Raw genomic sequence first — 26,800 nt, 5'->3', positions numbered from 1 at the left:
ACTGGAGTGCGACTATGCAAGCCCATCACCCGCGAAAAAGTTGTCAATTAGCGTCAGTTTACCTACTCGGCGCGAACTTACTCTTTTCCTCGTTAAGCACTAATGTTTTAGCTGATGAATTTCCACAAACGTTAGCCTTTGAAGGCGCACTCGGTTTTGGCAAATATACGCAAGGTGGTAGTCACGGCAAAGTATTGCACGTTACTTCCTTAGACGACCCCAAAACCCTTACCACAGGCACGTTGCGCTGGGCAGTAACGCAACCTTATCCGCGCCACATTCAGTTCGATGTATCCGGTATTATTAAGCTTCATAAAACCCTTTCCATTAACGCCGATAACCTCACGTTAGATGGCAGCACTTCTAAGGGCGGTATTGTCGTCAGCGGTGCAGAAACCCGTATTGATGCTAACCAGATTATTATTCGCCATATGCGTTTTCGCCCCGGTAAAGGCAGCCCGCAAGGTGATGCGTTAACGGCAATGCGACAAAAAGACATCATCATTGACCACTGTTCATTAAGTTGGGCAAATGACGAAGTGGGTTCGTTTTACAACAACCAAAACTTCACCCTGCAAAACAGCATTCTTTCTCAGAGCTTACGCAACGCCGGGCACGACAAAGGCGAGCACGGTTATGGTGGCATTTGGGGCGGCGCAAACGCCAGCTTTTTGCGGAATCTGATTGCCCATCACACCAGCCGTAATCCCCGCATTAATGGCTACCGACTGCGTACACCTTATGCGCAAAATGAAGAGCTTACCGATGTGCGTAACAATGTGGTCTTCAATTGGGGGTTCAAAAGCGCTTACGGCGCGGAAGGCGGGCATTTCAACCTGATTAACAACGTGTACAAAGCCGGCCCCGCTTCTACAGTCAATTGGCTGTTTGAACTTTGGCAAAAGCCGGACATCCCTTTAGGTTCCGCTTACATTGAAGGCAATCAAGTGCGCTTGTACCCATCGGGGGATCTGAGCACATTGCCTCAGATTCATGTAGATGGTGTTGCTGAGGAAGCGACAGCGCAACAATCAAAAGCCACTCTGGAACTGATAACAAAATGGCGCAGACACAAGCCATTAAACCAAGAGCCAAGCACCTTAAGCGCAGAGGAGACTTATGACTATGTGCTCAACAGCAACAACATTGGCGCAACTAAACCCTTTTCAGATAGCGTTGACCAGCGTGTACTGCAACAAGTGCGTGACCCAAAGCGCATCAAAAACAACGGTATCATCGACTCTGAACTGCAAATGATTTCAAGCTGGCAAGAATACAGCGCCGAATTCACGCAATTTGCCCAATTCGCGGCTAAATAACTGTATTTATCTTTCCATCAACGAACCTCCATAAATAACACTCCACAATATACCAATTACGGTATAAAATTGATTTATCCTGATTATGGTATAAAATCATTTTATCCTCAAATTGGTATAGCCACTGAATAACGTCTTAGATGAGAATAGTATGAAGTTAAACACGCCAATAGATTTAGGCCGAGTCATCCGTGATGAACGTAAAAATCGTCAATGGACACAGGCAGTACTGGCTGAGAAAGCGGGTTTACTGCAAAAAGACATATCGCGGATTGAGAACGATACCGCAAAGGTGAATCTACAGACGTTACTGGGGATTTGCGCTGTGCTTGAGATTCAGCTTTCTGCTCTTCGAAACGACTCAGGCAACGTACCCTCAACAACATTAGGATTCTAAAGGACAGGAACAATGGGTAGAAAATCACATACAAGTACGCTTTATTGCTTGATGAACGGCTATTTAGTTGGAGAGCTAAGACAAAAACAAGGACGCCTTTGTTTTCAATATGCGCCGAGCTGGTTAAACACTGAAGGCAGCAGGGCTATTTCCTTAAGCATTCCATTGCAAGCGGAAGAAATAAGAACTAATGCCGTTACTAGCTACTTTGATAATCTATTGCCCGATAATGACAAAATACGACAGCGCATTGTTGACCGCCTAGGTGCTCAAAGCACAAGCACGTTTGATTTACTGGCTCAAATCGGCGGTGATTGCGTTGGCGCTTTGGAGCTAACGAAAACACCACCGGAAACCTCGCTTTCAAATTCAACCCAACCTTCGATAAAGACACTTGCTATTACCCCGCTCTCTGAAGCTGAAATTGCCCAGCAAGTTCGAAATAGCAGAACCAATAATACCTTGGGTATGGATAGCAATGACGATTTTAGGATCTCACTGGCAGGCGCTCAGGAAAAAACAGCATTAACCTTGTGGCAAGGAAAATGGCACAAACCTCACAGTAAAACACCAACAACGCATATATTTAAGCCCCCCATTTACCATCACGAAAACATGGGGCTCAACCTTTCCAGCAGCGTCGACAACGAATGGTTTTGTTTAACCTTTTTACGTCACCTAGGCATTCCAACAGCCAGCGCAGAGATTCATAAATTTGAAGACCAAAAAGTATTGGTTGTAGCGCGCTTTGACCGAAAGACTCATCAAGAACAGATCCTCCGCTTACCTCAAGAAGATATGTGCCAAGCATTAGGCCGTTCAAGTGGCTCTAAATATGAAGAACATGGTGGCCCAAGTGCTTTAGATATCATGAATGTGCTTAAGCTATCCAAACACACCATTACTGACCGTGAATACTTCTTTAAAACCCAGCTCGCTTTTTGGCTATTAGCCGCCATTGATGGACATGCAAAAAACTTCAGTATTTTTCTACAAGCAAACGGCTTTTGTTTAACACCTTTGTACGATGTGATGAGTGCTTATCCGTATTTCTCCTCTCACTCGCAAGGGGGAAACATTCAAAAGCAAAAAGTCAAAATGGCAATGAAAGTCCATAGTAAAAACACCCATTACCGATGGAACGATATTCAAAAACGTCATTGGTATTCTCATGGGAAATACTTAGTGTTATCTGAAAATACAGTGGGCTCAATCATTGCGAATTTAACGTCCAATGTTGAGCCTGCACTAGAGAAAACCTTCACTGAAGCATCTGAATTATTCGATGAAAATGTCGGTTCTCAAATTGCGGAAATGGTCGGTAAAACGTTGCTTAAATTACATTAAAGTAAGCGCTTTTAGCCCAAATAATCAAGCTCACAACGTATCGCGATACACGTATTTCGTCAATTCATGATCTTGCGCTTTAAGTTCACGAACGAAGAACTGTGCGACTTTCGCGGCACCAACCACATTCAAGTGGGTATTGTCGCTTTTGCCATCGGGATAGCGGGTATACAAATCTTTAGGCACTTTAATAAAGTAGTGATTGCTTGCTGGCTCACCAATGTCTTTTAGAAAGTCGCAGGTGCGTTTGTTCATTGGGAAGAAGGCCACGTTTTCTTCTTTAGCCACCTTACGCGCCGCGTCGGCATAATCGGTCAAAGTTAACTTCAATACGCCTTCTGGAGTGAAGTGACGGCGGCAAATGGAGCTTGCGATTAATGGCGTTGCGCCTTTTTCTCTGGTTTCTTTGATGTAGCGTTTCAAAAACGCGGGGTAATCGGTATCAACCGAGGCATAACGCGCTGGGTCGGATTGTTTTTGGTCATTATGACCGAACTGAATTAACACAAAATCGCCTTTCCCTAATTCCGATAACACCATGCCCCAACGACCTTCGTTAATAAAACGGCGCGTGCTGCGTCCATTGGCGGCATGATTACGTACTTCTAATTCAGGGGAAATAAACTGCGGAAGAAGCTGTCCCCAGCCACGTTCTGGATACGCTAGGTTAGGTTTATTCGACATAGTGGAATCGCCCACCAAATGCAATGTTGGTCGTGTGTGACCAGCGTTCACTTGCGTGCTTAACGCAATAAAAAGCAACCATGAAGCGCGTTTTAGTATTTTCATTTTTGACCTACCTTAAAAACAAAAAAGGCCATCTAGACTCACGTCGTTGATGACCATGGTATGACTACTGAGCAAACTACATTCTGTAACTCGCACCCAAGAAGAATTGTCTTCCTGTATTTTGTTCAGTGATGATTCGACGCGCTTGTGGGTCGATGTACTCACCAATCGGCTCATCAGTTAAGTTAATGGCCTCAAGCGTGAGCTTTAAGTTTTCCGACACTCGGTAGCTGAATGAGAAATCAAGGTGAGTGCTGGAATCCACCACACGCCACTTACGCTCATCATTTGATGACAAGTTAGAGAAGAACTCACCACGATAAGCCGCCGACAGGCGTGTGCTAATAACGTCATTTTCCCAATACAAGGTAAAGTTGGCTGACTCATCGGATTGACCAGTAAGCGGCCCAACGCGGTCATTGCCGTAAGTCACTTCTGAATCCACTAGGGTTAAGTTAGTGATAACACCAAACTTACGCATCCACTCTGGACCCGGTAAGAAATTAAGCTTTTGTTGATACTGAATTTCAAAACCATCCAAATCACCGCCTTCACCATTAACGCTGCGACGCACTTCAAAGGTTTCTCCGATTAGATTATCGCGCTCTGAACCCAATACGCTGTCTGGCAAGCCCACTTCGGGCCAAGGTAAGAAGGTGGTTTCGGTTGTTGGGAAAGAGTCCACTTCTTTTTTGAAGTACGCCACTGAGAACACAGCGCCTTCGTCGAAGTACCATTCAATGCTCAAATCCGTAGCATCGGCACGGAAAGGTTCGATGAACGGGTTGCCATAACTCACGCGAGGATCACCGAAAATACTCACTGAACCACCGGGGTTTAAGTTCGATAAGTTCGGACGAGACATCACTTCGGCCCAAGCAGCACGAATGATAATGTCGTCTGTAATGTCGTAAGCTAAGTTGATGCTGGGCAAAGAGTCGCTGTAGTCGTTTTCTACGGTGACTTCTTCTGTACCATTAATGATACCAGTTGAGCTAACATCCGTTTTCACGTAACGCACACCAACGTTACCACGCAATACGGTGTCGCCAATATCGTAATTAAAGTCGGCTTGAACAAAGAAGCCTTCGCTTTCCTCGGTCACAGAGCGCGTATCGCTTGGGCGAACCGCATAGGGCCAGCAACCGCTACCCAAAAATGCGTCAACTTGCGCTGCACCCGGCTGGAAGAAAGACTGACCACCAAAATTAACGACATTACCGTCGGACCCATCAACTATGTGATCAATTCCACACGCAACGCCATCTGCGGTGCCATCTTGCTCATCGGCAGAGGCAAATGATGCATCAGCGCGAAGCCCTTCAATTTCGTAGCTGTATTCTTTGTAAGTTGCACCGGATTTAAGTTTGATGTTGTCGTTTAAGTAGTAGCTAAAGTCCAAACGCACATTATCCGTCGTTGATTCCGCATCGTATAAACGGTCACGGAATTCAGACATTTCCCAGTTGTCAGGGTTTGTGGTATCGAAGCTGTAACTAATCTCCGGGCTTGTCATGTCAGAGAAGTCATAGCTTACCGCTGAGCTCGCATCAGCATAATCACGTAAACGACGGGAATCGTTCTCGCTGTAATGCTCAAAAATGACGCTGCTTTCGCGGTTATCCAAAGTTGATTTGGACGTACCTGCTAAAAACTTCATTTTTAAATCATCGTTGAAGTCGTGCTCTAGCTCTACACTAAATTGCGTGAACTCGGACTCCCAATCCGCATTGAAGTATTCAGAGCGCACATCAACATCAGCTATTGTCGCCGCGTATATAGTATCGTTTGCGTCGATAGCATAATCAACGACGTCGGACTGTTGTACGCCATTCGCATTCGTTCTCGCTAGCGAAATCGCCTGCATGAAAGGTTCTTGACGCGATGCATCAATGTTGGCGTAAAGGGCGTCGAAAGTGACTTCTGTGCTATCAGATAAGATAAACTGCAATGAGGAAGTAATACCAATACGTTCTTGTTCGTCTGTTTTATCAGAGTAACGAGGGAAACGCGGGTGCCACGAGCGACTGATGCGATCCACTTCTTCATCCGAATCACACGCAGAACATGCACCAAATGTGTCATCTTCCCAACGACCGGTATCCGCACCTTCGTTTTTAATGGTGCGCTTAGATACCGCAGCAGAAATAAGGAAGCCAATTGAGCTATCATCATTAACATAACTTGCAAGACCAGAAAAACGCGGCTCGGTTTCGTCAGACAAGTCGTTGTAAGACGCCTGAGCATTAATCGCAAAGACTTTCTCACTGAAATCAAAAGGACGTGCAGTACGCAAGCCCACCGTCGCGCCAAGTGACCCTTCCTCTAACTCCGCAGAAGTGGTTTTATAAACTTTTAATTGATTGAACAGTTCAGAGGCAAATACATTGAAATCGAAACCACGGCTTGTTTGCACACCGCCGCTACCTGCGGCTAATGACTGTGCTTGCATCCCGTTTAATTGCACACGGGTAAAGGTGGAGTTTAAACCACGCACGGTAATTTCACGGCCCTCACCGGCATCACGATTAATAGCAACCCCTGGAATACGTTGCAGTGATTCAGCTAAGTTCTGATCGGGGAAATCCGCAATATCTTCCGCCAAAATGGTGTCAACCGAATTGGTTTCGAAACGCTTATTCATCAATGATTTTTCAAGACTATCAGCAAAGCTACTCGCTCTTACCTGAATCACTTCGATGTCTTTTTTATTCTCCTCATCGCTCTCATCCGCTTGAGCTTGAACGTGGGAAGAAGTCAATAAAATCGCAGCGATAGCTACACTTAATGGCGCTTTTCGCAAAGTTTTCGCATGTGTCATGAGAATTCCCTCAAGTATTTCTCAACTTAAAACTGTTTCACATCAACCTGAATCGCATTGTAGTTGTTTTGATTTGAGTTGAAATGAACGACATTATTAATGTTTGGCCGATACCGCTTTAACGCATCGGTGCTAGTACACCGATTTGCTATTTCTAGCCATGTTTCCCGCGCCTTAGGCTTAACATTTGATTTACATCCTAACCTTCCGTGCTACCGGTGGCAATCATTTTGTATGATATTTGTAACGGTTCACAGCAAAAAGCCTTATCCTTTGCTATTGAGCAGTGTAATATTGCACTCTCAAAATATTTTTATAATCTTATATTTCAATTAGTTATTGTTACTTTTCGCACTTTTATGAATGATAAAATAAAAATTTACAACTTGACAACATAGGGTGACTATTACAATATGCCACCGGTAGCAATTGATTTAAAAAATGTTAATAAACGAGAGTTAATCATGCCTAAGCTCCTATCCGTTATTGTCTTTATCGCCGCATCTTTACTGACGTTCAGCAGTCAGGCTAAAGCTGCATTAGATAACACCGAAAAGTGGTCGGTCCGAATGGCCGAGTCTGAAATGGTCCGTTTCCCTGAAGCATGGATGATTGATTGGGATAAAAAACCCCAATGGGATTACGTTCATGGATTGAATTTGCTGGCCTTTTCCAAGCTTTATAAGAAAACCGGCGAGCAGAAATACTTTGATTATATTCAGCAATACTACGATCGCTTTGTTAACGACGATGGCAGCATCAACACCTACGTTAGAAGCAAATTTAACATCGATATGATTAACCCCGGCAAGGTGCTGTTCTTCTTATACGATGAAACCGGCGACGAAAAATATAAACTCGCCGCCCAAACATTGCGCGATCAACTTAAGGATCACCCTCGCACTAAAGAAGGTGGCTTTTGGCACAAGAAACGTTATCCATACCAAATGTGGCTGGATGGTTTATACATGGGGGCGCCGTTTTATGCTGAGTACATTATGCGCTTTGGTAAACCAGAAGAGCTGAACGATGTATTCTTACAATTTGAACTCATCGAAAAACATTTATACGCACCAGAAACGGGCTTACCACGCCACGGTTGGGACGAGTCCAGAGACCAACGCTGGGCTGATAAGAAAACCGGTTTATCCGCTAATCACTGGTCTCGTGCGTTAGGCTGGTACGCTATGGCATTTGTTGATGTATTAGAAATCATCCCAACGCAACACCCTAAACGTGAATGGTTTATTCAACGTTTAACCAACTTTGTGGATCAAGTTGTCAAATATCAGGATGAAACGGGAGCTTGGTATCAAGTGACTGACATGGCACACAAAAAAGGCAATTATTTGGAAGGGAGCGCTACAGCTATGCTGACTTACGCTATTGCTAAGGCTGTTAACTTGCGTGCCTTACCAGCCCATTATCGCGTCTATGCGGAAAAAGGCTTTGCTGCCATGCAAGACCAAATGATTAGCGTTGACCCTAAAAACAACGTGATTAGCCTGAATCAAGTTTGCGCAGTGGCAGGGCTTGGCGGCAACCCATATCGCGACGGTTCATACGAATATTATTTAGGCGAGCCTATTCGCCCGAACGATGCCAAAGGTGTTGGGCCGTTTATGTTAGCAGCATTGGAGCTAGATAAGTAATGTTAAACCGCATGAACTCAGGTTGGTTATTGGCTTCATTTTCCCTGCTTGCTGTTTATCAGCAGGCAGGTGCTAGCGTTCTTCAACAAACCACACAACCACCATTGCATATTGCCGATTTAGGCGATGGTCGTTATCAAAACCCCATCTTACACATTGATTATTCCGACCCAGATGTGATTGAAGTTGACGGTCATTACTACATGACTGCATCCAGCTTTAATGCCGCGCCGGGTTTACCCATTTTGCATTCCACAGACTTAGTTAATTGGGAGTTGATTAACTACGCGCTGCCACAAATCGTACCGAACAATACTTTCGCTACGCCTCAACATGGAAACGGTGTTTGGGCGCCGAACATTCGTTATCACGATGGCAAGTTTTGGATATTTTACCCTGATCCAGATTTCGGCATTTATGTCACCACGGCGAAGCATCCTGCTGAAAAATGGTCAGAACCCAAACTTATTTTGGCAGGCAAAGGCATTATCGACCCAACACCACTTTGGGATGACGATGGGAAAGCGTATTTGCTGCATGCGTGGGCAAAAAGCCGTGCGGGATTCAATAATGTGCTGAGTTTGCATCAAATGACACCGGATGCCTCCAAAGTCGAGCCTAATTACACCCACATTATTGATGGCAATACTTTGGCAGGCTATCGCACATTGGAAGGCCCGAAGTTCTATAAACGTAACGGCTATTACTATGTATTTGCCCCTGCTGGCGGCGTGGAAACAGGTTGGCAATCGGTCTTTCGCGCCAAACGCATTACCGGTCCTTATGAAGCGCGCGTGGTGATGGAACAAGGCCCAACCTTGGTGAACGGTCCACATCAAGGCGCATGGGTTCACACCCAACAAAACGAAGACTGGTTCGTGCATTTTCAATCACGTAAAGCTTATGGTCGAATTGTGCATTTACAACCGATGACATGGCTTGAAAACGATTGGCCGGTAATCGGTATCGACCCAGACAACGACCAAGTAGGCCAACCTGTATATCAGTATCAAAAACCTATTTCCTCAACGCTGCCAATAGCCACAAAAGTACAGCCCACCAGCGATGAATTTAATCACAATGCGCTTGCAATCCAGTGGCAATGGAACGCCAATTTCAGCCATGATTGGTATCGGTTTATGCCGGACAAAGGACTGCTTCGTTTAGTGGGTCAAAACAAAATTAGGGAAACGGGCGACAATCTGTGGATGACACCTTCGTTATTGCTGCAAAAGCTTCCAGCGCGCACATTTGATATTCGCGCTAAAATTAATTTAAAGACATCAAGCGACAACCTTGAAGGCGGATTGTTACTCTTCGGTGAAGATTACGCATGGGTGGGCATTAAACAAATTGATGCCAAACCTCATCTTGTTTATGTGCAATGCCGAAACGCACGCAAAGGCTGCAATGAAAACGTACATGATTACGGCGAAGTATCGGGCAATGATGTTGAATTGCGTTATGTAATGGCTTCTGATGCAACAGCCATTTTTAGCTACAAAACCGAAAAAGACGCCCGCTTTGTGGTTGTTGGTGAGCAATTTAAAGCGCGGCGTGGACGCTGGGTTGGTGCCAAAACAGGGTTGTTTTCCTTAAAGCCTGAAAACGAAAATGCCCATATGGATGTCGATTATGTACGTTTTACTCCACTTTTCTGGCAATAGTAGGCTGTGTATATGTTGAAACCCATCGTTATTAAAACACTGTTCCTAAGCCTTTTCGCTAGTAGCATTGTTGCGGCACAAACCTACGAAGTTGACGACAGCTATACTCCTTCAAGCCGTTTCGAGCGTTATAAAAAGCAAGATGAAACACTGATTAAGCCCGACTTAGTGTTTAAACAAGGCCAAGCTATTCGCTTTGAACAAACCTATGCCACAATAGGAAAGCGCGAGCTTCATGCCGACTTGTTCATGCCTCACGGGCGCAACTTACGCCAAGCCATTATTTTGGTTCACGGCGGCGGCTGGCGTTCAGGTAACAAGTCACACTTTTACCCGCTTGCTAACTTACTAGCGCAAAAGGGCTACCTCGTTGTATTACCGGAATATCGTTTGTCTACCGAAGCGCTTTATCCAGCCGGACTAACCGATTTAAACCGCGTGATTACATGGTTAAGAGCACAAGCATCTGAGCTTGATTTTAACCCTGCCAATATTGCCATTGGTGGCGGCTCATCAGGTGGTCACATGGCGGCTTTAATTGGCAACACGGTTAATCAAGACTGGTTTCACCCCCCCAATAGCGAAGCAGAGACAAACATACAAGCCAACACCCATGTAAACGCCGTGATTGATCTTGATGGCGTGCTGGATTTCACCCACCCTCTCGCCATTGCATCGGAAAACAAGCGCAAAGAAAAATCCGCTGCGGGCCTTTGGTTTGGCGGCGCGATGGAAGACACGTTAAACAAGTGGCAGCAAGCCTCAACCGCTTTACATATTCACGCTAATTCGCCACCCATGCTGGTCATCAGCAGCGGACAAATGCGCTTCACTGCCGGTAAAGACAAAACCTTTGCGAAGCTAACGCAGTTTGATATTGCCCATCAGTATTATCAATACAACGGCATCATCCACACATTCTGGCTTTTTGAGCCATATTTATCGGAAACCGCCGTTCGCATTCACCAATTTTTCAAAGAAAACGTGCTCACGGGAGACGCTCATGACTATCAACCTAAACCGTAGAACATTGCTTAAAACCTTAGGCAAGGGTTCCGCACTAATTGGCACTTTTGCTGCGGCAGGATGCACCAGTCAAGCGCTGCTCGGCACCAATCACAGCGGCGAAAAAGGGCAAACCAACGCGGGATGGGGTGAAGAAGCCCAAGCTATTCGTGATCGCATTCAAGCACCGCGCTTTCCTGCAAGAGCGATTTCCATTACCGAGTTTGGCGCGAAAACAGGCATTGAAAACGACAACACCCAAGCCATCAAACAAGCCATTGAACATATTGCGGAATTGGGTGGCGGGCGCGTTGTCGTTCCTGCTGGCGAGTTTTACACGGGTCCTGTGCACCTAAAATCCAACATTGATTTTCATATCGCCAAAGGCGCAACCTTGCACTTTTACCCAGAACCAGAGCGTTACAAACCTTATGTATTCACCCGCTGGGAAGGCACTGAATTAATGGGTTACTCCCCGCTTATTTATGCGTTTGAGCAAACCAATATTGCCATTACCGGGGAAGGCACGTTAGAAGGTGGTGGCAGAAACGACACATGGTGGCCGTGGAAAGGCAAATGGAAAGAAGCGCCGTGGGGCGACCACCCAACAGACAACCAAAAATTCACTCGCGACGTTTTGCGAGAAATGGCAGAGCAACAAGTGCCGGTTCATAAGCGCGTGTTTGATCACAACTTCTTGCGCCCGCCCTTTATTCAGCCCTATCGCTGCCAAAATGTATTAATTGAGAATGTCACCATCAAGAATTCACCCTTTTGGCTAGTTAACCCTGTGCTTTGCCAAAACGTGACCATTCGCGGTATTACCTGTAATAGCCATGGTCCAAATTCTGATGGCTGCGATCCAGAATGCTGCACCGATGTACTTATTGAAGATTGCACCTTCGACACTGGAGACGATTGCATCGCCATTAAATCGGGCCGGAACGCCGATGGTCGCCGCGTTGCTCAGCCTTGCGAAAATATTCTCATTAACAACTGCACTATGAAAGCGGGTCACGGCGGCATTGTCATTGGCAGCGAGATTTCCGGCGGCGTGCGCAATTTATACTCACAAAATTGCGTGATGAGCAGCCCAGATTTAGACAGAGGCATTCGCATCAAAACCAATTCGATTCGCGGCGGACACCTACAAAACCTGAACTATCGCAACATTAGCATCGGGCAAGTCAAAGATGCCGTGGTCATCAACTTCTATTACGAAGAAGGGGATGTCGGCAACTTCACGCCGGTACTGGAAGACATTCGCATCGAAAAGCTACATGTGGTGAAAGCCAAACGCGCCTTCATGTTGCGCGGCTACCCGCACACGCCCATTACCGGCGTTAGCATGAAAGACATCACCATCGAAAAGGTGGAGTTTGATCCGGTGGTTGAAAACGTTGGCAACATCAAACAAGAGAACATTTTCATTAACGGACATCCATTTGAGGTGACGAGTGCGTAGTTATTTCTCATGTGCGCTTGTTAGGGTGTTTACACCTAAGCTAACGATGCTCAAAGCCGCTTTCGCATCACCTGTTTTCGCACTCGCTGTGTTAGTTGGGTTAGCACAGGCGGTATTAGCGCAACCTGCATCAGCAAGCCAAGCCGAATCATGGTTGGAAAAGAGTAGACTACCGTCTTACAATGCATCGCCGCAATACGACGCTATCGTTGTTTCTAAAGATTGGAACCCAACCCTGATTAGCGACGAAAATACTCATGAGAATGTGGATAAAAACGCGGTTCACTATATCAATAAAAAAGCGTCAACTCCGCGCTTTCAAAGTATTCAAGCCGCACTTGATGCCGCCACTATCAATGATAATAAAACATGGCGCGTTTTGGTGATGCCCGGCAACTACAAAGAGCGCGTTATCGTGACACGCCCAAATGTTCGAATTATTGGCGCTGGACGCGAGCAAACGCGCATTTACTTTGACCGTTACGCAGGGCAAGCCATTGCTGAAGGCGCAAGCGAAACGTGGGGAACCTTTCGTACCGCCACCGTAGAAGTTCACGCAACCGACGTACAATTTCACGACATCAGCATCGAAAACAGCTTTGATTACCCAAGCCAAGATAAGCTCCCCAAAGGCCACCCCGACAAAATTAAAGGCACGCAAGCCGTGGCGCTAAAGGTGGCAGAAACCGCCGACAAAGTGTTGCTTAATCGCGTACGCTTATTTGGCTACCAAGACACCCTATTTGTTCAGGGCAAACGTACTTACGTGTACGACTCGGATATTTACGGACATGTAGACTTTATTTTTGGCAAGGGTAACGCCCTGTTCGAGCGAGTTGATGTGATTTCGCTGCCTCGCGCCCATCCACACAAATTTACCGGCTACGTAACCGCACCTAGCACCCTTATCGACAATGCTTATGGGTTAACCTTCTTACATTGTCGATTGCTACGAGAGCAAGGTGTACCCGATAATTCCGTTGGTTTAGGTCGCCCTTGGCACCCAACAACGACCTTTGAAGATGGACGCTACGCCAACCCCTTTGCCATCGGCAAAAGCACTTACATTCAAACCTATATGGACGCACACATCGCCCAGCAAGGTTGGGCCAGTATGGGCGGCACAGCAAAAGACGGTTCTCGCAAGCAATTTATGCCACTTAGCGACGCCCGCTTTACCGAGTTTGCCAGCTTTGGTGCAGGTGCATTAGTTAATGAACAGCGCCCTCAGTTGCCAAAAGCTCAAGTGGCGAACTACCAGAAATCCAAAGTTTTAGGGGATTGGCAACCGAGGTTATGAAGTTTAACTATCTTTATTTTTAAATTAACTTCATCACGAAAGGCTTTCAGTCGGCTACAACCACAGCTTTGTGCTGCTGCGCCAAGTCAGCCTGCTCGATGAGAGAGAAGCACCGTATCCAAAGCGTGCTCTGCGTTATCGGGTAACTTGGCACTAATAAGGTGTTAGCATTTCTTTTCAAACATTATCTCAACTCTAAAAATATTACTTTCAATTTGGTACTGATAGCCCCAGTGGAGTTTTTCAGTTAACTTTTTCGTTAACTCTATCCCCAAACCAAATCCCAACTCTGGGGAGTTACCGGTTTCTTCACACAGCGGATTTGTAACCACTACTTTGTTTTCTTGTGTGCTAATAAACACTTCTCCATCAAAGCTGTGTTGAAACGCATTTCGCACAATATTCGTCAAAACAATTTGTAAGGCAGCTGAAGAAAATCTCCCGCTCCAAGGCTCAAGGGACGTTTTAATGTTGATAGCATTACCTGCCGTTAAATAACGCTGTTCGCTAATCACATACTCCAACATTTGGTCAACCCGAACTTCCTGTTCTTGTAATGGCGATGATAAGTCTTTACTCAACCAAAGTAGGGTTTCTGTTAGTGACTTCATGGTTGCGCTGGCTCTTTGCATACGCAACAGAATAGGGGTTTCTGGGGAATCTTCGGTTTCCCCTTGTTGTTCCCGCAAACACTGCAACAACTCAATATTATTGTGAATAATGCTAATTGGCGTACGCAATTCATGACTCGCATGGCGCAAAAAGGCTTCTTCTCGAATAAGGCTTTCGTTTGCCGATGTTAAGCTTTCCTGAATCAAAACAGCAAAGTCATTTAGGTCGGAATAAGTGAAGTCAGGGACAGGGTCTTTTAAGGTTTTTTCATTCAAACCTCTGGACCATTCTCCTAAAGCAGAAATGGGGCGAGAAATACGTTTCAATAACCAACCAAGAAGCAAACCTAACATCAACACAGTGACGCCAGAAATAATGACCAGACGCTCAAAGTTTTGTTCTAAGTTTTGCCGTATCGTTCGTGACTTCGCATCTTGAGATAAGTAGAAGCTGACATAAGCCTCATCGTTGGGAAGTAAGTGGTGTAAACCAAAGACCAAGTCACCATTTTCTACCTGAACCTTATAAAGCTTACCGCTCTGAGGCGGGGCTTCTGGCATGACTGAACGAACTTGAGAAGGTTGCTCCTCCCACGTCCTAGAAACAAAATACAATGGGTCTGGCGCGGCGTTATCGGGATAGAGTTCCTTATGAGCCGCCTTCGCCATATTCGACATGGTAATGTTATCCATGCCGCCAATAAAATAGCTGGCGCTAAGGTTGCTGTATCCGGCAATTAACAGCAAAAATGTGACCACTAAAACAAGAATAATGGATTGTTTTAAACTGATGTTGATTGCTTTCACAAAGCTTTTCTTTCCTGTATCGCAAAGCCATAACCGGGGATAGTATGAAGCAGGGGTGCTTCACCTTCCACATTTAGGGCTTTGCGCAGCTTGTGAATATGCACTTTTAAACTATTTGAATCGGGGATTTCATCGCCCCAAACGGCACTTTGCAAGCGTTCTCTGGCAACGGCTTCAGGCGCATGACGTAATAAGACTTCGAGTAATTTCCAGCCAATAGGAGACACATGTATTTGCTCTTCTCCCAACGTAATTTCTCGCATATTGATATTCATACTCAAAACGCCATGTTTTAACACTTTGGCATGACCATTGCGACGTCGGGAAAGGGCTTGAATACGTAAGAGCAGTTCTTGTAATGCGAAAGGTTTCACCAAAAAGTCATCTGCCCCAGAGTTAAACCCGGCGATTTTATCTTTCAACTGATCTCTCGCTGTTAACATCAAAACAGGCGTATTATTGCCGTTATCTCTGGCTTGCTGACACAGGGTAATTCCATCGACCCTTGGCAGGTTAATATCAAGCAACAACACATCGTAGTTGTTTTTTTGCAACAGATTTACGCCATATTGACCATTACTTGCATAATCACAGTCAATATTATGAATACCCAGAAATTGGATAACGGTTTCGGCTAAGTCGCGATCATCTTCAACGAGTAATACTGTTAGCATTAAAATTGCTCCTCTAACCTTGTTGAACAGTTTGCAAGACCCAATATGTTTGTTCCTTCCGTACACAAAAATGTAAGATGCAGAACAAGCCGTATCGAATAAGGATAGCGGCAAATTGTGTATAAACTAACTACCCCAAAGCATCAGTTAATAATGGCACGGGCCTGATCTAAATGGTAATCATGACCCTTACATACTTGGCGTTAGCCATATGTGTGGAATAGACACTTATGCTTAGTTTACCTGTGACACCGGTAGCATTATGACGACACGCTATCGCTATAAACCACTTGTCGACACGGGTGATAAAACATCAACCATCCAATATACTGCGGCATCTAGAATAGATGTCTTTTGTAACGAAGTAATACCGTAACTAAGCATCTAAAATGGCAACTTATTTGATTGATAAATCACGCGTTTTTCTCGGACCGCTAGAAGGCTAAACGAGTGGTCACTATAATTCACCATCGGTTAACGAATGGTTATCGATGAGAATAGTTTTCATTTAGGTTTGATTCTTATATCCGACTTTATATACACTTGTGCAGTTACCCAATGACACGCCAACTCAAGAGATAATTTTATGACCCTATGGGACTTACCTAAGAACGCTAATGGCAGAATTAGTGACATTAGCGATCAATTAGACGTAGGTGTTATCGACCGCCTAAAAGAAATGGGATTTGATATAGATTGCGATGTAATTTGTTTACGTCGTAGCCCTTTTGCAGGGCCTATCGTCATTCAGCTCGGTGATAGTGTCATTTCTTTAGAGCAAGACATTGCGGATAAAATTCATCTTCACACATTGTCATAATTTCAGCGCATTCTCATCAAGCTAGGTTTATTTATGCAACGTATTATTTTAGTTGGTAAACCCAACTGCGGTAAAAGTTTACTTTTCAACCAATTAACTGGGCTTAGGCAAAAAGTCGCTAATTTCCCCGGGGTCACTGTTGAGTTAAGAGCAGGTCAATTCGAACAATTTGAGGTACTAGACTTCCCCGGCACCTATTCCTTAAATACGCTATCAAAAGATGAAGAAATCGCCGTAGAGAAGATCAACGAGGCGCTAGTACAAGACGATACGCACATGCTGGTATGTGTGTTAGATGCGACACGATTAGAGCGCAGCTTGGTTTTTGCGCTTCAGGTGTTAGCGTTAGCGCGAAAGCATAACAAGAACATTATGTTTGCGCTGAATATGGTGGATGAACTCGAACACCATAACCATCATATTGATATTGATAAATTATCCGAACAGTTAGGTGTCCCTGTATGTGCGCTGTCAGCCAAAACATTGAAAGGCGTAGACACTTTCAAACAACTGCTGATTGAAAGCGCTAGCGCGCAAGCGGTTGCTTTACCAGAGCCTCAAGTTGATATTAATGATCCTGTAAAAACCAGTCGCGCACTTGCCAAAGAGCACGCGTTGCCAGCCAGCATTGTTCTGAAAAATCAAAACCGTATCGATGCATTCTTGCTAAATAACCTGCTAGGTAGCGTGGCGTTTTTTGGCATTATGTTTTTCTTATTCCAAAGTATTTTTACGTGGGCAACGCCACTGATGGATGGGGTTGAAGCGGGTATCGAAGCATTAGCAGGCGTTGTTACCACTATATTGCCTAGCGGTCTCGCCCATGACTTTATTTCCGATGCTATGTTCGGCGGTGTGGGTTCGTTCTTAGTGTTTGTGCCACAAATAATGGTACTCACCTTTATTATCGGCATATTAGAAGATAGCGGGTATCTAGCAAGAGCCGCACTCATATGCCACAAACCACTGAGTTATTTTGGTTTATCCGGCAGAAGTTTTATTCCGTATTTGTCCGGCCACGCCTGTGCCATTCCAGCGATTATGGCGGCGCGTACCATTGAGTCTCCGCGCAAACGTTTAATTACCATGATGACGATCCCGTTAATGTCATGCTCAGCACGATTGCCCGTTTACGCGCTATTGATAGCTGCTTTTATTCCGTCAGATCATTATTGGTTAGGCGTGTTTAACCTTCAAGGCGTCACTTTTTTCGCGTTGTATATGTTTGGAATCATCACAGCATTATTAGTTAGCGCTATGCTCAGCAAAATGTCGTTAACTGAACAAGACAAAACTGAAATGCCGTTTATTTTGGAATTACCGACTTACCGCTTGCCTCATTGGAAACCATTAATGCATCGTGTCATTAACAGCGGCATGCAATTTATTAAGCGTGCTGCACCGGTCATCTTCATAGTATCCGTTGTGCTTTGGGTATTGGGGTACTTCCCAATGAATGCCGGACTAGAGCACTCTTGGTTAGGTCAATTTGGTCATGTTATTGAGCCTGTTTTTGCGCCTCTTGGATTAGACTGGCGTTACGGTGTGGCGATGCTTATGTCCTTCCTCGCAAGAGAGGTATTCGTTGGCGTATTGGGTACGCTTTATGGTATTGACGGTGCCGATGAGAACATCGCAGGCTTAGCCGAGAACATTGCCGCTGAAGGCATGCCTATTGGTACGGGTATCGGACTATTAGTATTTTACGTAGTTGCGCTTCAATGCGTTGCAACAGTTGCCACATTACGCGCAGAAACTGGAAACGGCAAAATTGCATGGGGTTTGTATGCCCTTTACGGCGTTCTCGCTTACTGTTTAGCGCTACTGGCAACGATACTAATTTAGGGAGTTAGTATCGTTTAAATTTTAGTGTGATGATTTTATTAAGTTTTTTTGCCAATTCTCTGAATATGTACTATACCTAATAATATTGGTAGACGAAAAATACCTCTTTTACCAATTTTATTTGTAGCAACTGAGGAGAAATCATGGCTAAAGTGAAGTCGATTAAGAAAAGTATTAAAGCCGCAAAAAACAAGATTGCTAAACACGAAAAGAAATTGAAAAAGCTGAAAAAAGCGTTAAAGAAAGCGAAGTAAAGGACATACTGAGCTAAGAGAAGTACCTAGATTAAAAACGTGAAAAGAGCCATAAGGTTAACGCCCTATGGCTCTTTTTCTTTTTCGCGTTAACTTTTCGCGTTAAACGCCAAGTTAAGACTGTGGCGGTTGGCCGTACAACTTTTCAGCAGGATTAAACAGCACCCACGAGGTTAGAATGTATTTGTCGCCACTTTTGGGAATATTGCCTCTGTGCGTATGCGTAAAGTAAGCGGGTGCAATCACCATGGTGCCTTGCTTGGGCTTAACCTTCATTTTTTGATAGTAGAATTCTGTTTCGCCACCTTCTTCCACATCATTTAAATAGAACATAAATAGCAACATTCGATGCAAGGCATCATTGTGTTGTAACTGAGGATAGGTTTCCGAGTGCCAGTAGGGATAACCACCTCGACCTTGCTTATACATTTGCTGTGTGACATCACCCAAACGAAAGATATTTTGCACTAACATTGGCAATTGAGGTTCAGCTAACTTAGCAAAGTTATCTTGCGTTACTTTCTCAGGTTTACCCGTTTCCGGGTTAACCAAAGTAAGACCAAGAGGACCAATGAGCGCAAAGTAATGCTCTCTAAAGTATTCCACAATATGGTGCGTGGTTTGTTGCAACACTTCTTGCGTTTCTGGTTGAAACTCTTGGTTAGTAATAATAGAAACGTCGGAACTGATCTTTTTGTCGGTATCGACGCCGCCGCCAGTGCGTCCCGGCTGAACATTCTTGCTTTTTTCAAACTTGCGCATGAGCTTTTTGCACAGCTCAGGAGACAGTACGTTATCAATAATTTTGATAAATTCAGCCATAATTAGTCGCCTTCTACAATCAACGCCTCGAGCTTTTCTCTTACACTGCTTGGGATCGGCTCAGACTTATGATTCTGATAATTGAAGTGTACCAAAGCGGTTTCGCCTTTGGCGCATCGCTTGCCATTCTGCCACACTTCTTGAAAAACGGTAAAAGAACTATTCCCGATGCGAGAAATTCCAGTCTTTATAGTCACGTCTCCTAGAAAGGTTTGCGCCAATAAATCAACCTTGTAACTCGCTACAATCAATGGCCAGTTTTCTACATCTAAGTCGGGAGTGAAGTAGCGAAAGATAGGGTCTCTGGCACCTTCAAACCAACGTACAATAGCGGTGTTACTAACATGTTTTAGGGCATCAGTGTCGTAAAAGTTAACGCGTATAGTTTCTTCTAGCATCGTTGTCCGTTCTCAAGTATCGGTTTTAGGAAGTGTGCAGTATGTGACGCTTTACTTTCGCTTAAGGTTTCAGGCGTACCTTTGGCAATGATTTGACCGCCACCGAAGCCCCCTTCTGGGCCAAGGTCGACAATCCAATCCGCAGTTTTAATCACATCTAAGTTGTGTTCAATCACCACAACCGTGTTGCCGTGATCTCTTAAGCGGTGTAACACTGCAAGCAATTGTTTTATATCATGGAAGTGCAAACCGGTTGTAGGTTCATCCAGAATATATAGGGTTTTTCCGGTATCCCGTTTGGACAGTTCTTTTGCCAGCTTAACCCGTTGCGCTTCACCACCTGATAAAGTGGTCGCCGCTTGCCCTAAACGCACATAAGACAATCCCACATCCATTAGGGTTTGTAAGCGACGATGCACAGCGGGAATGGCACTAAAGAAATCCCGTGCATCTTCTACCGTCATATCCAGCACTTGATGAATGTTCTGACCTTTGTATTTAATTTCCAAGGTTTCGCGATTGTAGCGCTTGCCTTTACAAACATCACAAGGCACATACACATCGGGCAGGAAGTGCATCTCCACTTTAATTACGCCATCGCCCTGACACGCTTCGCAGCGCCCACCTTTAACATTAAAACTGAAACGCCCCGGCTTGTAGCCACGAGAGCGTGATTCTTGTGTCCCTGCGAATAGCTCTCGGATAGCCGTAAAAATACCGGTGTAGGTAGCGGGGTTAGAACGCGGCGTTCTGCCGATGGGGCTTTGGTCTATATCGACCACCTTATCCAAATGTTCTAAGCCAGTAATGTTTTTGTAGGCCGCTGGCTCCACCGCGGTAGCGCCATTTAGCTCTCGGTGCGCAATACGATAAAAGGTATCGTTAATCAGCGTTGATTTTCCTGACCCTGAAACACCCGTGATACAGGTCATTAAGCCAATAGGCACTTCTAAGGTAACGTCTTGTAGGTTATTCGCTGAAGCTCCTTCTAAAACCACCCATAAGTCGTTTTCATTCGGTGTGCGTTCGTATGGAATACCTATATACTCTTTACCTGAAATGTATTTACCGGTAAGTGAGTCTTCACTTTCCATAATATCTTTCAAGGTTCCCTGAGCAACAATCTCGCCGCCATGAACACCTGCACCGGGGCCTATATCCAGAATATGATCCGCCATGCGAACCGCATCTTCATCGTGTTCAACCACAATCACGGTATTACCAAGGTCTCGTAAATGCGTGAGTGTGTTTAATAAGCGCTCGTTGTCTCGTTGATGCAGGCCAATACTGGGTTCATCCAGCACATACATTACACCAACTAAACCCGCGCCAATTTGACTCGCCAAACGAATACGCTGCGCTTCACCGCCGGAAAGTGTGTCGGCACTGCGCGACAAAGTAAGGTAATTTAAACCAACATTGACTAGGAATTTTAAGCGATCGTTAATTTCCTTGAGGATTTTCTCAGCAATTTGCGCACGTTTGCCCGTTAACGTTAACTCACTGAAAAAGCTAAGCGCTTCGGCAATCGAAAAATCCGATACACTTGGCAGGGTAGTATCTGCCACAAAAACATTACGTGCCTCTTGGCGCAAGCGACTACCGTTACAACTTGTGCAAGGCTGGTGATTGAGGTACTTAGCCAGCTCTTCGCGCACAGAATTGGATTCGGTTTCACGATAACGGCGTTCCATATTCGGCAAGATACCTTCGAACGGATGCTTACGCTCCATCACATCGCCACGGTCGTTTTTGTATTTGAACTTGATTGCCTGACCTTTACTGCCGTTGAGCACTACATCCTGTGCTTTCTTATCGAGATCTTTAAACGGCGCATTTAAATCAAATCCATAATGCTCAGCCACGGACATCAACATTTGGTAATAGAAGAAGCTACGTTTATCCCAGCCTTTTATTACGCCACCAGACAAGCTCAACTCATCGTTAGTAATGATGCGCGCGGGGTCGAAAAATTGCTTAATACCCAATCCATCGCAGGTTTGGCAAGCGCCCGCAGGATTGTTAAACGAGAACAAGCGCGGCTCTAACTCGGCAATACTATAACCACAATGCGGGCAGGCAAAATTAGCGGAAAACACCATTTCTTCGCCGTCTGCATCCATGTATGCCACTTTGGCAACACCACCAGAAAGCTCCAACGCCGTTTCGAACGACTCAGATAAACGCAATTGGATGTCGTCGCGCACTTTAAAGCGATCGACCACCACTTCGATATCGTGTTTTTTGTGTAAATCCAAGGTAGGCGGATCGCTTAAGTCACAAATTTCGCCATCGATACGCGCCCGAATAAAGCCCTGTGCTGCAAGGTTTTCCAACGTTTTGATATGCTCGCCTTTACGCCCTTGCACAACGGGCGCGAGTAACATCAGCTTGGTATTTTCTGGCAACGCCAGTACGTTATCAACCATTTGACTGACGATTTGCGCTTCCAGTGGCGCATCGTGTTCGGGACACCGCGGTTCCCCCACCCGCGCAAACAACAAGCGCAAGTAATCATAAATTTCGGTAATAGTGCCAACCGTTGAACGCGGGTTGTGCGAAGTCGACTTTTGCTCAATAGAAATGGCAGGTGATAAGCCTTCAATGTGATCCACATCGGGCTTTTCCATCATGGAAAGAAACTGTCTTGCGTAAGCAGAAAGAGACTCGACATAACGCCTTTGCCCTTCAGCATATAACGTGTCGAAAGCGAGGGAGGATTTACCGGAGCCGGACAAGCCAGTGATAACAATCAGCTTATCACGAGGTAATTCCAGATTGATGTTTTTGAGATTGTGGGTTCTGGCCCCACGTATTTCGATTTTATCCATGAATGAACACTGATTCGCCGAAGAAAATTAAAGCGGTCATTATATGCATAAATATACAGTATTCGCCACCGAGAATATGAGTGTAACGCTAATGAACTCGCTGCTTGAGTATTAGAGATTACAGTGGAGCGGTTTTTATTCCCTCTTGGGTAAGAAGAACACGTTCTAGATGAAATTTGTCGATTCTTTTCTCGCTGGCAACGGCAAGATGCTCGTGTTGTTCCACTAAGCGAAAATAGAAATGTGTGTCGCCCGCGTCAACGTAATTTTCATTCAACGGCAACTCAAATGACTGGGCAAAGGTACGCCGCTCCAACGCGACTTTGCTGCCTTTCATCTTCACCATCGACTCCATGCCCGTCCAATGCAAATAAAAGAAGTCCTGATGCATTGATTCAGGCAATGCCAACATTCTTGCCTGTAAATCGGGATAAAAGAATCGGTCAAGTTGCTGCCAAGGCGCACCTTTGCGCTGATTGTTTTCTACATCCACACCCACCGACACATCGCTTATGGCTACGGCAACCGAAGTAGCGCAGTGCGCAATGCTAAAATGCACAGGTCGAGGCAAGTCAATAAACGGCTTGCCACTTTCTAGATAAGAAAACTGATGCGCCTGTGCTGGCAAACCAGTAACACGGCTTAGCCCATGTTTCACAATCCATCGAGAAAGCACAAACTGCAAGCGCGTATTGGCATTTAGCGTGTCATTAAAACGCTGCAATTCCCGCACATCCAACACGCTTGTTAACGATTTATCGTCGAACGCTTCGGGCAAATCCGAAAGGGGAAAATAATACAGATGGGTTGTTGTCACGCTTGGGCCTCAATAACGTCCTACTTCCAGAGTAGTTACTTGTCCTCTAAATCACAAACACCTTCCTTAATTACATTTGGATATATATAAAAAAGATGGCATATATTGGCTTTATTGCTATACTACTGCGATAAATAAATTAAAGTATATGTCAAGCAACCCTTATGAAACAGGGTTGATTTATTCTCTTCAAAAGCCGAGAATGATCTTATATTTTACCTATAACATAATTAAATCATGAAAGATCAACTTATCCCCCAAGAGCTACTTAAAGAGCTCATGGATGGAATTTTAATTCAATTCCAAGAGACAATAGATACTCAACTTAATCCGATTACCGAAAAGATTAGCTCATTAGAAGAACGATTTAGCTCGATAGAAAAACGATTTAGTTCGGTGGAAGAGCAGCTTGATTCAGCACAAAAACAGACTGATAAAGTAGAAAGGCAACTCTCTGAGAAGATAGAAACTTTACATAGTAGCTTTAGAGAAAACATAAATGGGGTCCACCAATATTTATCAGAAGCTGAAAGACAAAGAGAGCTAGCAAACCAACATATTCTTTCAAGAATAAACAGCATTGAAGCCGACTCGTGGCTTGAAACTTCAAACTCCAATTTCCAACATGTCTTTACTTCCAACCAATCCCATTCCACCCCACACCAAGACACCATCTTAGGCTCAAATAATGCAACAACCAAAAGCAGAGGAGCTCAAGACGGTCTATCCATGTTTGCATCCCCAACAAACTCATCTCGCCGACTCCCAGTAACGGATCAATAATCATTTGCTGAAATTAATATGGGTGATATAGTACACATATTGAAAATATCTCCCATATAAAAAGTGTTTGATAAGATAGGAATTATTGCTCTTGGAATAACGGTAGTTTGGTTATTTTGCCTACCTTTAATTCATGAAAAAACTTCAATAGTGGACCCAATTCTCAAGGTATTGGGAATTTTGAAGTTTATGGATATTGACAGCATTAGTGACTACAATGAATTTAAATATTCAGCATTTATAAAACTCAAAAAGCATGAAGAAAAACATGAGGAAAAGCATCCCTTGCCTACTGTAGGCATCACAAAAAGCTGGTTTTACTATTTATTTAGATCGATTATTATCGTTCTTTCTCCATTATTATTAGGCTGCTTTTACCACCTCATTGAAAGACTTATTTACCTATTAGATTACAGCATTTTAACCTCTCTTCTAATTACATCATCTGTAATCGGTTTGTTTTATTTTTATCATCTTTGTGTGTTTAAAAAAAAGGTTAAAAAGGAAGATTCGGAAAGTGGACAATATAGCAACCATCTTTCAGACATATATAAAAGTATAAAAAAAGAAGTCTCGATCCCACAGAAAAAATTAGATAAGCAAGAGCTAGTATCTAAACTTCTATTACTAACATTAACGTTAACAACCTCATCTTATATTTACTTCAATTCACCTTTACACGATATAAAAGAAAATTTAAAGATAATAGTAATATTCTGTTACGTCCCTTTATTACTAATTTCTCTAATAATCTATTCACAACTCAAAAGGAGAAGTAAAGGACTCTATGTTATTAGAAGCTTAAGTACGCAAATATACCAATATTTATACCCCAGCCACAATGAGGAGATAACAAAGCACGCTGACGTCAACAGAAGCTATAACGTTGACATACCAGTAATAAGACACTTATTACTAATGCTTAATTATAAGAATTATTACTATCCTAGCAATTGGAGAAAATACATATGGGACTTTACCAAAATTGTCATGAATTACAGTATAGCTACTACTCTTCTGAGAGAAAATAAAGGTGGAAACATGGTGTTCTCAGGAAAAATTGCTTTCTATATATTTCTCTTTTTTCCAATTATTCTTTCCTGTGTTGTTTTACTAATATCACCAGCTGTAGAAGTATTAATGAACAATAACGATTGGCTAAAACAGGATGTTAAACAAATATTTTTACAACAAGCAACAATGTCAATATCTTTTATGGTTGTCACTTGGATAACATATTCAGAAATTATTAATCATCAGATATGGCATTACTTTAAGCATCCTAGAGCAAAATTCGAAGCAAACATAAATAATTATAAGTTTGGCACCAATGAATATTCGTACTTGCAAATATCAAAAATTACAGAGAAATTCCTTTTAAAAACAATAAAAAAAGGAGAATTGATTATAAACCTCCTATTACTAGGTTTTCTCCCATCCTACATTACCTACCTATCAATACTGTAAAATGAAAAAAATAAATATTGCATATCAACTAATTTTAGATTTTCATAAGAAAAATTTCAAAACCTTAAGTAAGGAAATAATCTATTTTATAAAAAAATTGACAGTAATATCAGACAATAGAACTAATCTCTTCAATTCAATCAAAAAAATAGAGAACCTAGAAGATGGGAGTCTTTACTCAAACAACGAAATATATAAAGAAATATCAGAGTTACTGGAAAACCTAAATAAGGAGAACAGTGATAAAGAGAAAAGTGATATAGATGACTATACTGACACATCACGACTAATAGATCTATTAAGGGGCTCTTCAAGAGAAATATTATATGACCTTAATGAAGATAGAGAAAAACTCAGGAATATAAAAAAACCAACTTTTAAAAGTGTTGAAAACAAAGCTCTGAGTATTAACGGACATATTAAAGAGTTTAAAAATTTTTCATTCAGAATGTGTTTTTTCCATGCACGATTAGAAATATACCTGGCTCGAATTAATGATCTGAAAGCAAGGTTAGCTCAATCAACCGATCTCCACTCAAGCAATATATTACACTCAAGTACAAATCGTCGAATTCGAGAAAAAGTTACTGACTCCTATACAACACAGATTTCTTCACGATGTTATAGAGATTTACACACATTTCTATGCAAGATTAATAACTCAATCTATCCATACGATAATATTCCCTCACTTTATCAACACCAAAATAGTAGTAGTACATCTAAAATTTTAAGTTTTAGTTCAGATACATGTTATTTCGGCTGGCTCAACAATCTAAGTCAAAACAAATTTGAAGAAAAAGGGGTAGATAAAGGCTTTTCAGCCCTTCAACGGCTTTGTTGAACAAAAGATTTGAACTTTTCCTTCTCTCAATGATCAGATCACCAAATCATTATTTCTCCTTCCTC

Annotated in this window: 21 protein-coding genes; 13 read left to right on the top strand and 8 right to left on the bottom strand. The window is 43.6% G+C overall.

The genetic code is table 11. The features are described from left to right. The first annotated feature begins 14 nt into the window (after nt 1-14). The 3 genes from HJG39_RS17385 to HJG39_RS17375 all read left to right on the top strand — a co-directional run bounded on the left by HJG39_RS17385 (nt 15) and on the right by HJG39_RS17375 (nt 3,063). Nucleotides 15-1,319 carry a pectate lyase family protein gene (locus tag HJG39_RS17385; RefSeq protein WP_268411308.1) on the top strand — a complete coding sequence of 435 codons (1,305 nt, stop codon included), beginning with the start codon at nt 15-17 and terminating at the stop codon, nt 1,317-1,319. A 151-nt stretch (nt 1,320-1,470) separates the two neighbouring features. Further along, nucleotides 1,471-1,716 carry a helix-turn-helix domain-containing protein gene (locus HJG39_RS17380; RefSeq protein ID WP_268411306.1) on the top strand — a complete coding sequence of 82 codons (246 nt, stop codon included), beginning with the start codon at nt 1,471-1,473 and terminating at the stop codon, nt 1,714-1,716. A 12-nt stretch (nt 1,717-1,728) separates the two neighbouring features. Continuing rightward, nucleotides 1,729-3,063 carry a type II toxin-antitoxin system HipA family toxin gene (locus HJG39_RS17375; RefSeq protein WP_268411303.1) on the top strand — a complete coding sequence of 445 codons (1,335 nt, stop codon included), beginning with the start codon at nt 1,729-1,731 and terminating at the stop codon, nt 3,061-3,063. 30 nt (nt 3,064-3,093) lie between these two features. Here the strand turns inward: HJG39_RS17375 and HJG39_RS17370 are convergent, their stop codons facing one another. Both HJG39_RS17370 and HJG39_RS17365 read right to left on the bottom strand, forming a co-directional pair. Beyond that, nucleotides 3,094-3,852, bottom strand: coding sequence for a rhamnogalacturonan acetylesterase (locus HJG39_RS17370; protein ID WP_268411300.1), 759 nt, complete (start codon nt 3,850-3,852; stop codon nt 3,094-3,096). Between the two features lie 76 nt (nt 3,853-3,928). Further along, nucleotides 3,929-6,673: a TonB-dependent receptor gene (locus HJG39_RS17365; protein ID WP_268411297.1), complete on the bottom strand. Its 2,745-nt coding sequence runs from the start codon at nt 6,671-6,673 to the stop codon at nt 3,929-3,931. A gap of 464 nt (nt 6,674-7,137) precedes the next feature. On the opposite strand from HJG39_RS17365, the gene HJG39_RS17360 reads away from it, so the two are divergent. Genes HJG39_RS17360 through HJG39_RS17340 form a run of 5 tightly spaced genes read left to right on the top strand, consistent with a single transcriptional unit; the run spans nt 7,138 to nt 13,762 of the window. Further along, complete coding sequence (locus tag HJG39_RS17360) at nt 7,138-8,325, top strand: glycoside hydrolase family 88/105 protein (RefSeq protein WP_268411295.1); 1,188 nt, start codon at nt 7,138-7,140, stop codon at nt 8,323-8,325. Beyond that, nucleotides 8,325-9,992, top strand: a complete 1,668-nt coding sequence (locus tag HJG39_RS17355; RefSeq protein ID WP_268411292.1) for a glycoside hydrolase family 43 protein — start codon at nt 8,325-8,327, stop codon at nt 9,990-9,992. Before HJG39_RS17360 ends, HJG39_RS17355 begins: the two co-directional genes overlap by 1 nt. A 12-nt stretch (nt 9,993-10,004) precedes the next feature. Beyond that, entirely contained in the window at nt 10,005-11,018 is a 1,014-nt protein-coding gene (locus tag HJG39_RS17350) for an alpha/beta hydrolase (protein ID WP_268411289.1), read from the top strand. Then, nucleotides 10,996-12,462, top strand: coding sequence for a glycoside hydrolase family 28 protein (locus HJG39_RS17345; protein WP_268411286.1), 1,467 nt, complete (start codon nt 10,996-10,998; stop codon nt 12,460-12,462). The genes HJG39_RS17350 and HJG39_RS17345 overlap by 23 nt, the downstream gene beginning before the upstream one ends. Beyond that, entirely contained in the window at nt 12,455-13,762 is a 1,308-nt protein-coding gene (locus tag HJG39_RS17340) for a pectinesterase family protein (RefSeq protein ID WP_268411284.1), read from the top strand. Before HJG39_RS17345 ends, HJG39_RS17340 begins: the two co-directional genes overlap by 8 nt. Before the next feature lie 164 nt (nt 13,763-13,926). Here HJG39_RS17340 and HJG39_RS17335 read toward each other — a convergent pair whose 3' ends face one another. Continuing rightward, nucleotides 13,927-15,180: a sensor histidine kinase gene (locus tag HJG39_RS17335; RefSeq protein ID WP_268411282.1), complete on the bottom strand. Its 1,254-nt coding sequence runs from the start codon at nt 15,178-15,180 to the stop codon at nt 13,927-13,929. Then, entirely contained in the window at nt 15,177-15,854 is a 678-nt protein-coding gene (locus tag HJG39_RS17330; RefSeq protein ID WP_268411279.1) for a response regulator transcription factor, read from the bottom strand. The genes HJG39_RS17335 and HJG39_RS17330 overlap by 4 nt, the downstream gene beginning before the upstream one ends. 586 nt (nt 15,855-16,440) lie before the next feature. Here HJG39_RS17330 and HJG39_RS17325 point away from each other — a divergent pair. Both HJG39_RS17325 and feoB read left to right on the top strand, forming a co-directional pair. After that, entirely contained in the window at nt 16,441-16,674 is a 234-nt protein-coding gene (locus tag HJG39_RS17325; RefSeq protein WP_268411277.1) for a FeoA family protein, read from the top strand. 33 nt (nt 16,675-16,707) lie between these two features. Then, complete coding sequence (gene feoB, locus HJG39_RS17320; protein ID WP_268411274.1) at nt 16,708-18,519, top strand: ferrous iron transporter B; 1,812 nt, start codon at nt 16,708-16,710, stop codon at nt 18,517-18,519. A 368-nt stretch (nt 18,520-18,887) separates the two neighbouring features. Here the strand turns inward: feoB and HJG39_RS17315 are convergent, their stop codons facing one another. From HJG39_RS17315 to HJG39_RS17300, 4 genes are all read right to left on the bottom strand, one after another. Next, entirely contained in the window at nt 18,888-19,595 is a 708-nt protein-coding gene (locus tag HJG39_RS17315) for a 2OG-Fe(II) oxygenase family protein (RefSeq protein WP_268411271.1), read from the bottom strand. A 2-nt stretch (nt 19,596-19,597) separates the two neighbouring features. Further along, nucleotides 19,598-19,993: an acyl-CoA thioesterase gene (locus HJG39_RS17310; RefSeq protein ID WP_268411269.1), complete on the bottom strand. Its 396-nt coding sequence runs from the start codon at nt 19,991-19,993 to the stop codon at nt 19,598-19,600. Further along, complete coding sequence (uvrA, locus tag HJG39_RS17305; protein WP_268411266.1) at nt 19,987-22,824, bottom strand: excinuclease ABC subunit UvrA; 2,838 nt, start codon at nt 22,822-22,824, stop codon at nt 19,987-19,989. Before uvrA ends, HJG39_RS17310 begins: the two co-directional genes overlap by 7 nt. 118 nt (nt 22,825-22,942) lie before the next feature. Beyond that, nucleotides 22,943-23,641 carry a 4'-phosphopantetheinyl transferase family protein gene (locus HJG39_RS17300; RefSeq protein WP_268411263.1) on the bottom strand — a complete coding sequence of 233 codons (699 nt, stop codon included), beginning with the start codon at nt 23,639-23,641 and terminating at the stop codon, nt 22,943-22,945. 237 nt (nt 23,642-23,878) lie between these two features. On the opposite strand from HJG39_RS17300, the gene HJG39_RS17295 reads away from it, so the two are divergent. The 3 genes from HJG39_RS17295 to HJG39_RS17285 all read left to right on the top strand — a co-directional run bounded on the left by HJG39_RS17295 (nt 23,879) and on the right by HJG39_RS17285 (nt 26,735). Continuing rightward, complete coding sequence (locus HJG39_RS17295) at nt 23,879-24,424, top strand: hypothetical protein (protein WP_268411261.1); 546 nt, start codon at nt 23,879-23,881, stop codon at nt 24,422-24,424. Nucleotides 24,425-24,487: 63 nt separating this feature from the next. Further along, nucleotides 24,488-25,891: a hypothetical protein gene (locus HJG39_RS17290; protein WP_268411260.1), complete on the top strand. Its 1,404-nt coding sequence runs from the start codon at nt 24,488-24,490 to the stop codon at nt 25,889-25,891. Nucleotide 25,892: 1 nt separating this feature from the next. Then, nucleotides 25,893-26,735 carry a hypothetical protein gene (locus tag HJG39_RS17285; RefSeq protein WP_268411257.1) on the top strand — a complete coding sequence of 281 codons (843 nt, stop codon included), beginning with the start codon at nt 25,893-25,895 and terminating at the stop codon, nt 26,733-26,735. Nucleotides 26,736-26,800: the final 65 nt, after the last annotated feature.

The organism is Alteromonas sp. a30 (assembly GCF_026788005.1).
GTDB lineage: Bacteria > Pseudomonadota > Gammaproteobacteria > Enterobacterales > Alteromonadaceae > Paraneptunicella.
This window is presented reverse-complemented; position numbering and strand designations above follow the sequence as displayed.

Coding starts and splice junctions, on each gene's coding strand:
- HJG39_RS17385 (WP_268411308.1), top strand. CDS start 15: ATGCAAGCCCATCACCCGCGAAAAAGTTGTCAATTAGCGTCAGTTTAC.
- HJG39_RS17380 (WP_268411306.1), top strand. CDS start 1,471: ATGAAGTTAAACACGCCAATAGATTTAGGCCGAGTCATCCGTGATGAA.
- HJG39_RS17375 (WP_268411303.1), top strand. CDS start 1,729: ATGGGTAGAAAATCACATACAAGTACGCTTTATTGCTTGATGAACGGC.
- HJG39_RS17370 (WP_268411300.1), bottom strand. CDS start 3,852: ATGAAAATACTAAAACGCGCTTCATGGTTGCTTTTTATTGCGTTAAGC.
- HJG39_RS17365 (WP_268411297.1), bottom strand. CDS start 6,673: ATGACACATGCGAAAACTTTGCGAAAAGCGCCATTAAGTGTAGCTATC.
- HJG39_RS17360 (WP_268411295.1), top strand. CDS start 7,138: ATGCCTAAGCTCCTATCCGTTATTGTCTTTATCGCCGCATCTTTACTG.
- HJG39_RS17355 (WP_268411292.1), top strand. CDS start 8,325: ATGTTAAACCGCATGAACTCAGGTTGGTTATTGGCTTCATTTTCCCTG.
- HJG39_RS17350 (WP_268411289.1), top strand. CDS start 10,005: ATGTTGAAACCCATCGTTATTAAAACACTGTTCCTAAGCCTTTTCGCT.
- HJG39_RS17345 (WP_268411286.1), top strand. CDS start 10,996: ATGACTATCAACCTAAACCGTAGAACATTGCTTAAAACCTTAGGCAAG.
- HJG39_RS17330 (WP_268411279.1), bottom strand. CDS start 15,854: ATGCTAACAGTATTACTCGTTGAAGATGATCGCGACTTAGCCGAAACC.
- HJG39_RS17325 (WP_268411277.1), top strand. CDS start 16,441: ATGACCCTATGGGACTTACCTAAGAACGCTAATGGCAGAATTAGTGAC.
- feoB (WP_268411274.1), top strand. CDS start 16,708: ATGCAACGTATTATTTTAGTTGGTAAACCCAACTGCGGTAAAAGTTTA.
- HJG39_RS17315 (WP_268411271.1), bottom strand. CDS start 19,595: ATGGCTGAATTTATCAAAATTATTGATAACGTACTGTCTCCTGAGCTG.
- HJG39_RS17310 (WP_268411269.1), bottom strand. CDS start 19,993: ATGCTAGAAGAAACTATACGCGTTAACTTTTACGACACTGATGCCCTA.
- uvrA (WP_268411266.1), bottom strand. CDS start 22,824: ATGGATAAAATCGAAATACGTGGGGCCAGAACCCACAATCTCAAAAAC.
- HJG39_RS17295 (WP_268411261.1), top strand. CDS start 23,879: ATGAAAGATCAACTTATCCCCCAAGAGCTACTTAAAGAGCTCATGGAT.
- HJG39_RS17285 (WP_268411257.1), top strand. CDS start 25,893: ATGAAAAAAATAAATATTGCATATCAACTAATTTTAGATTTTCATAAG.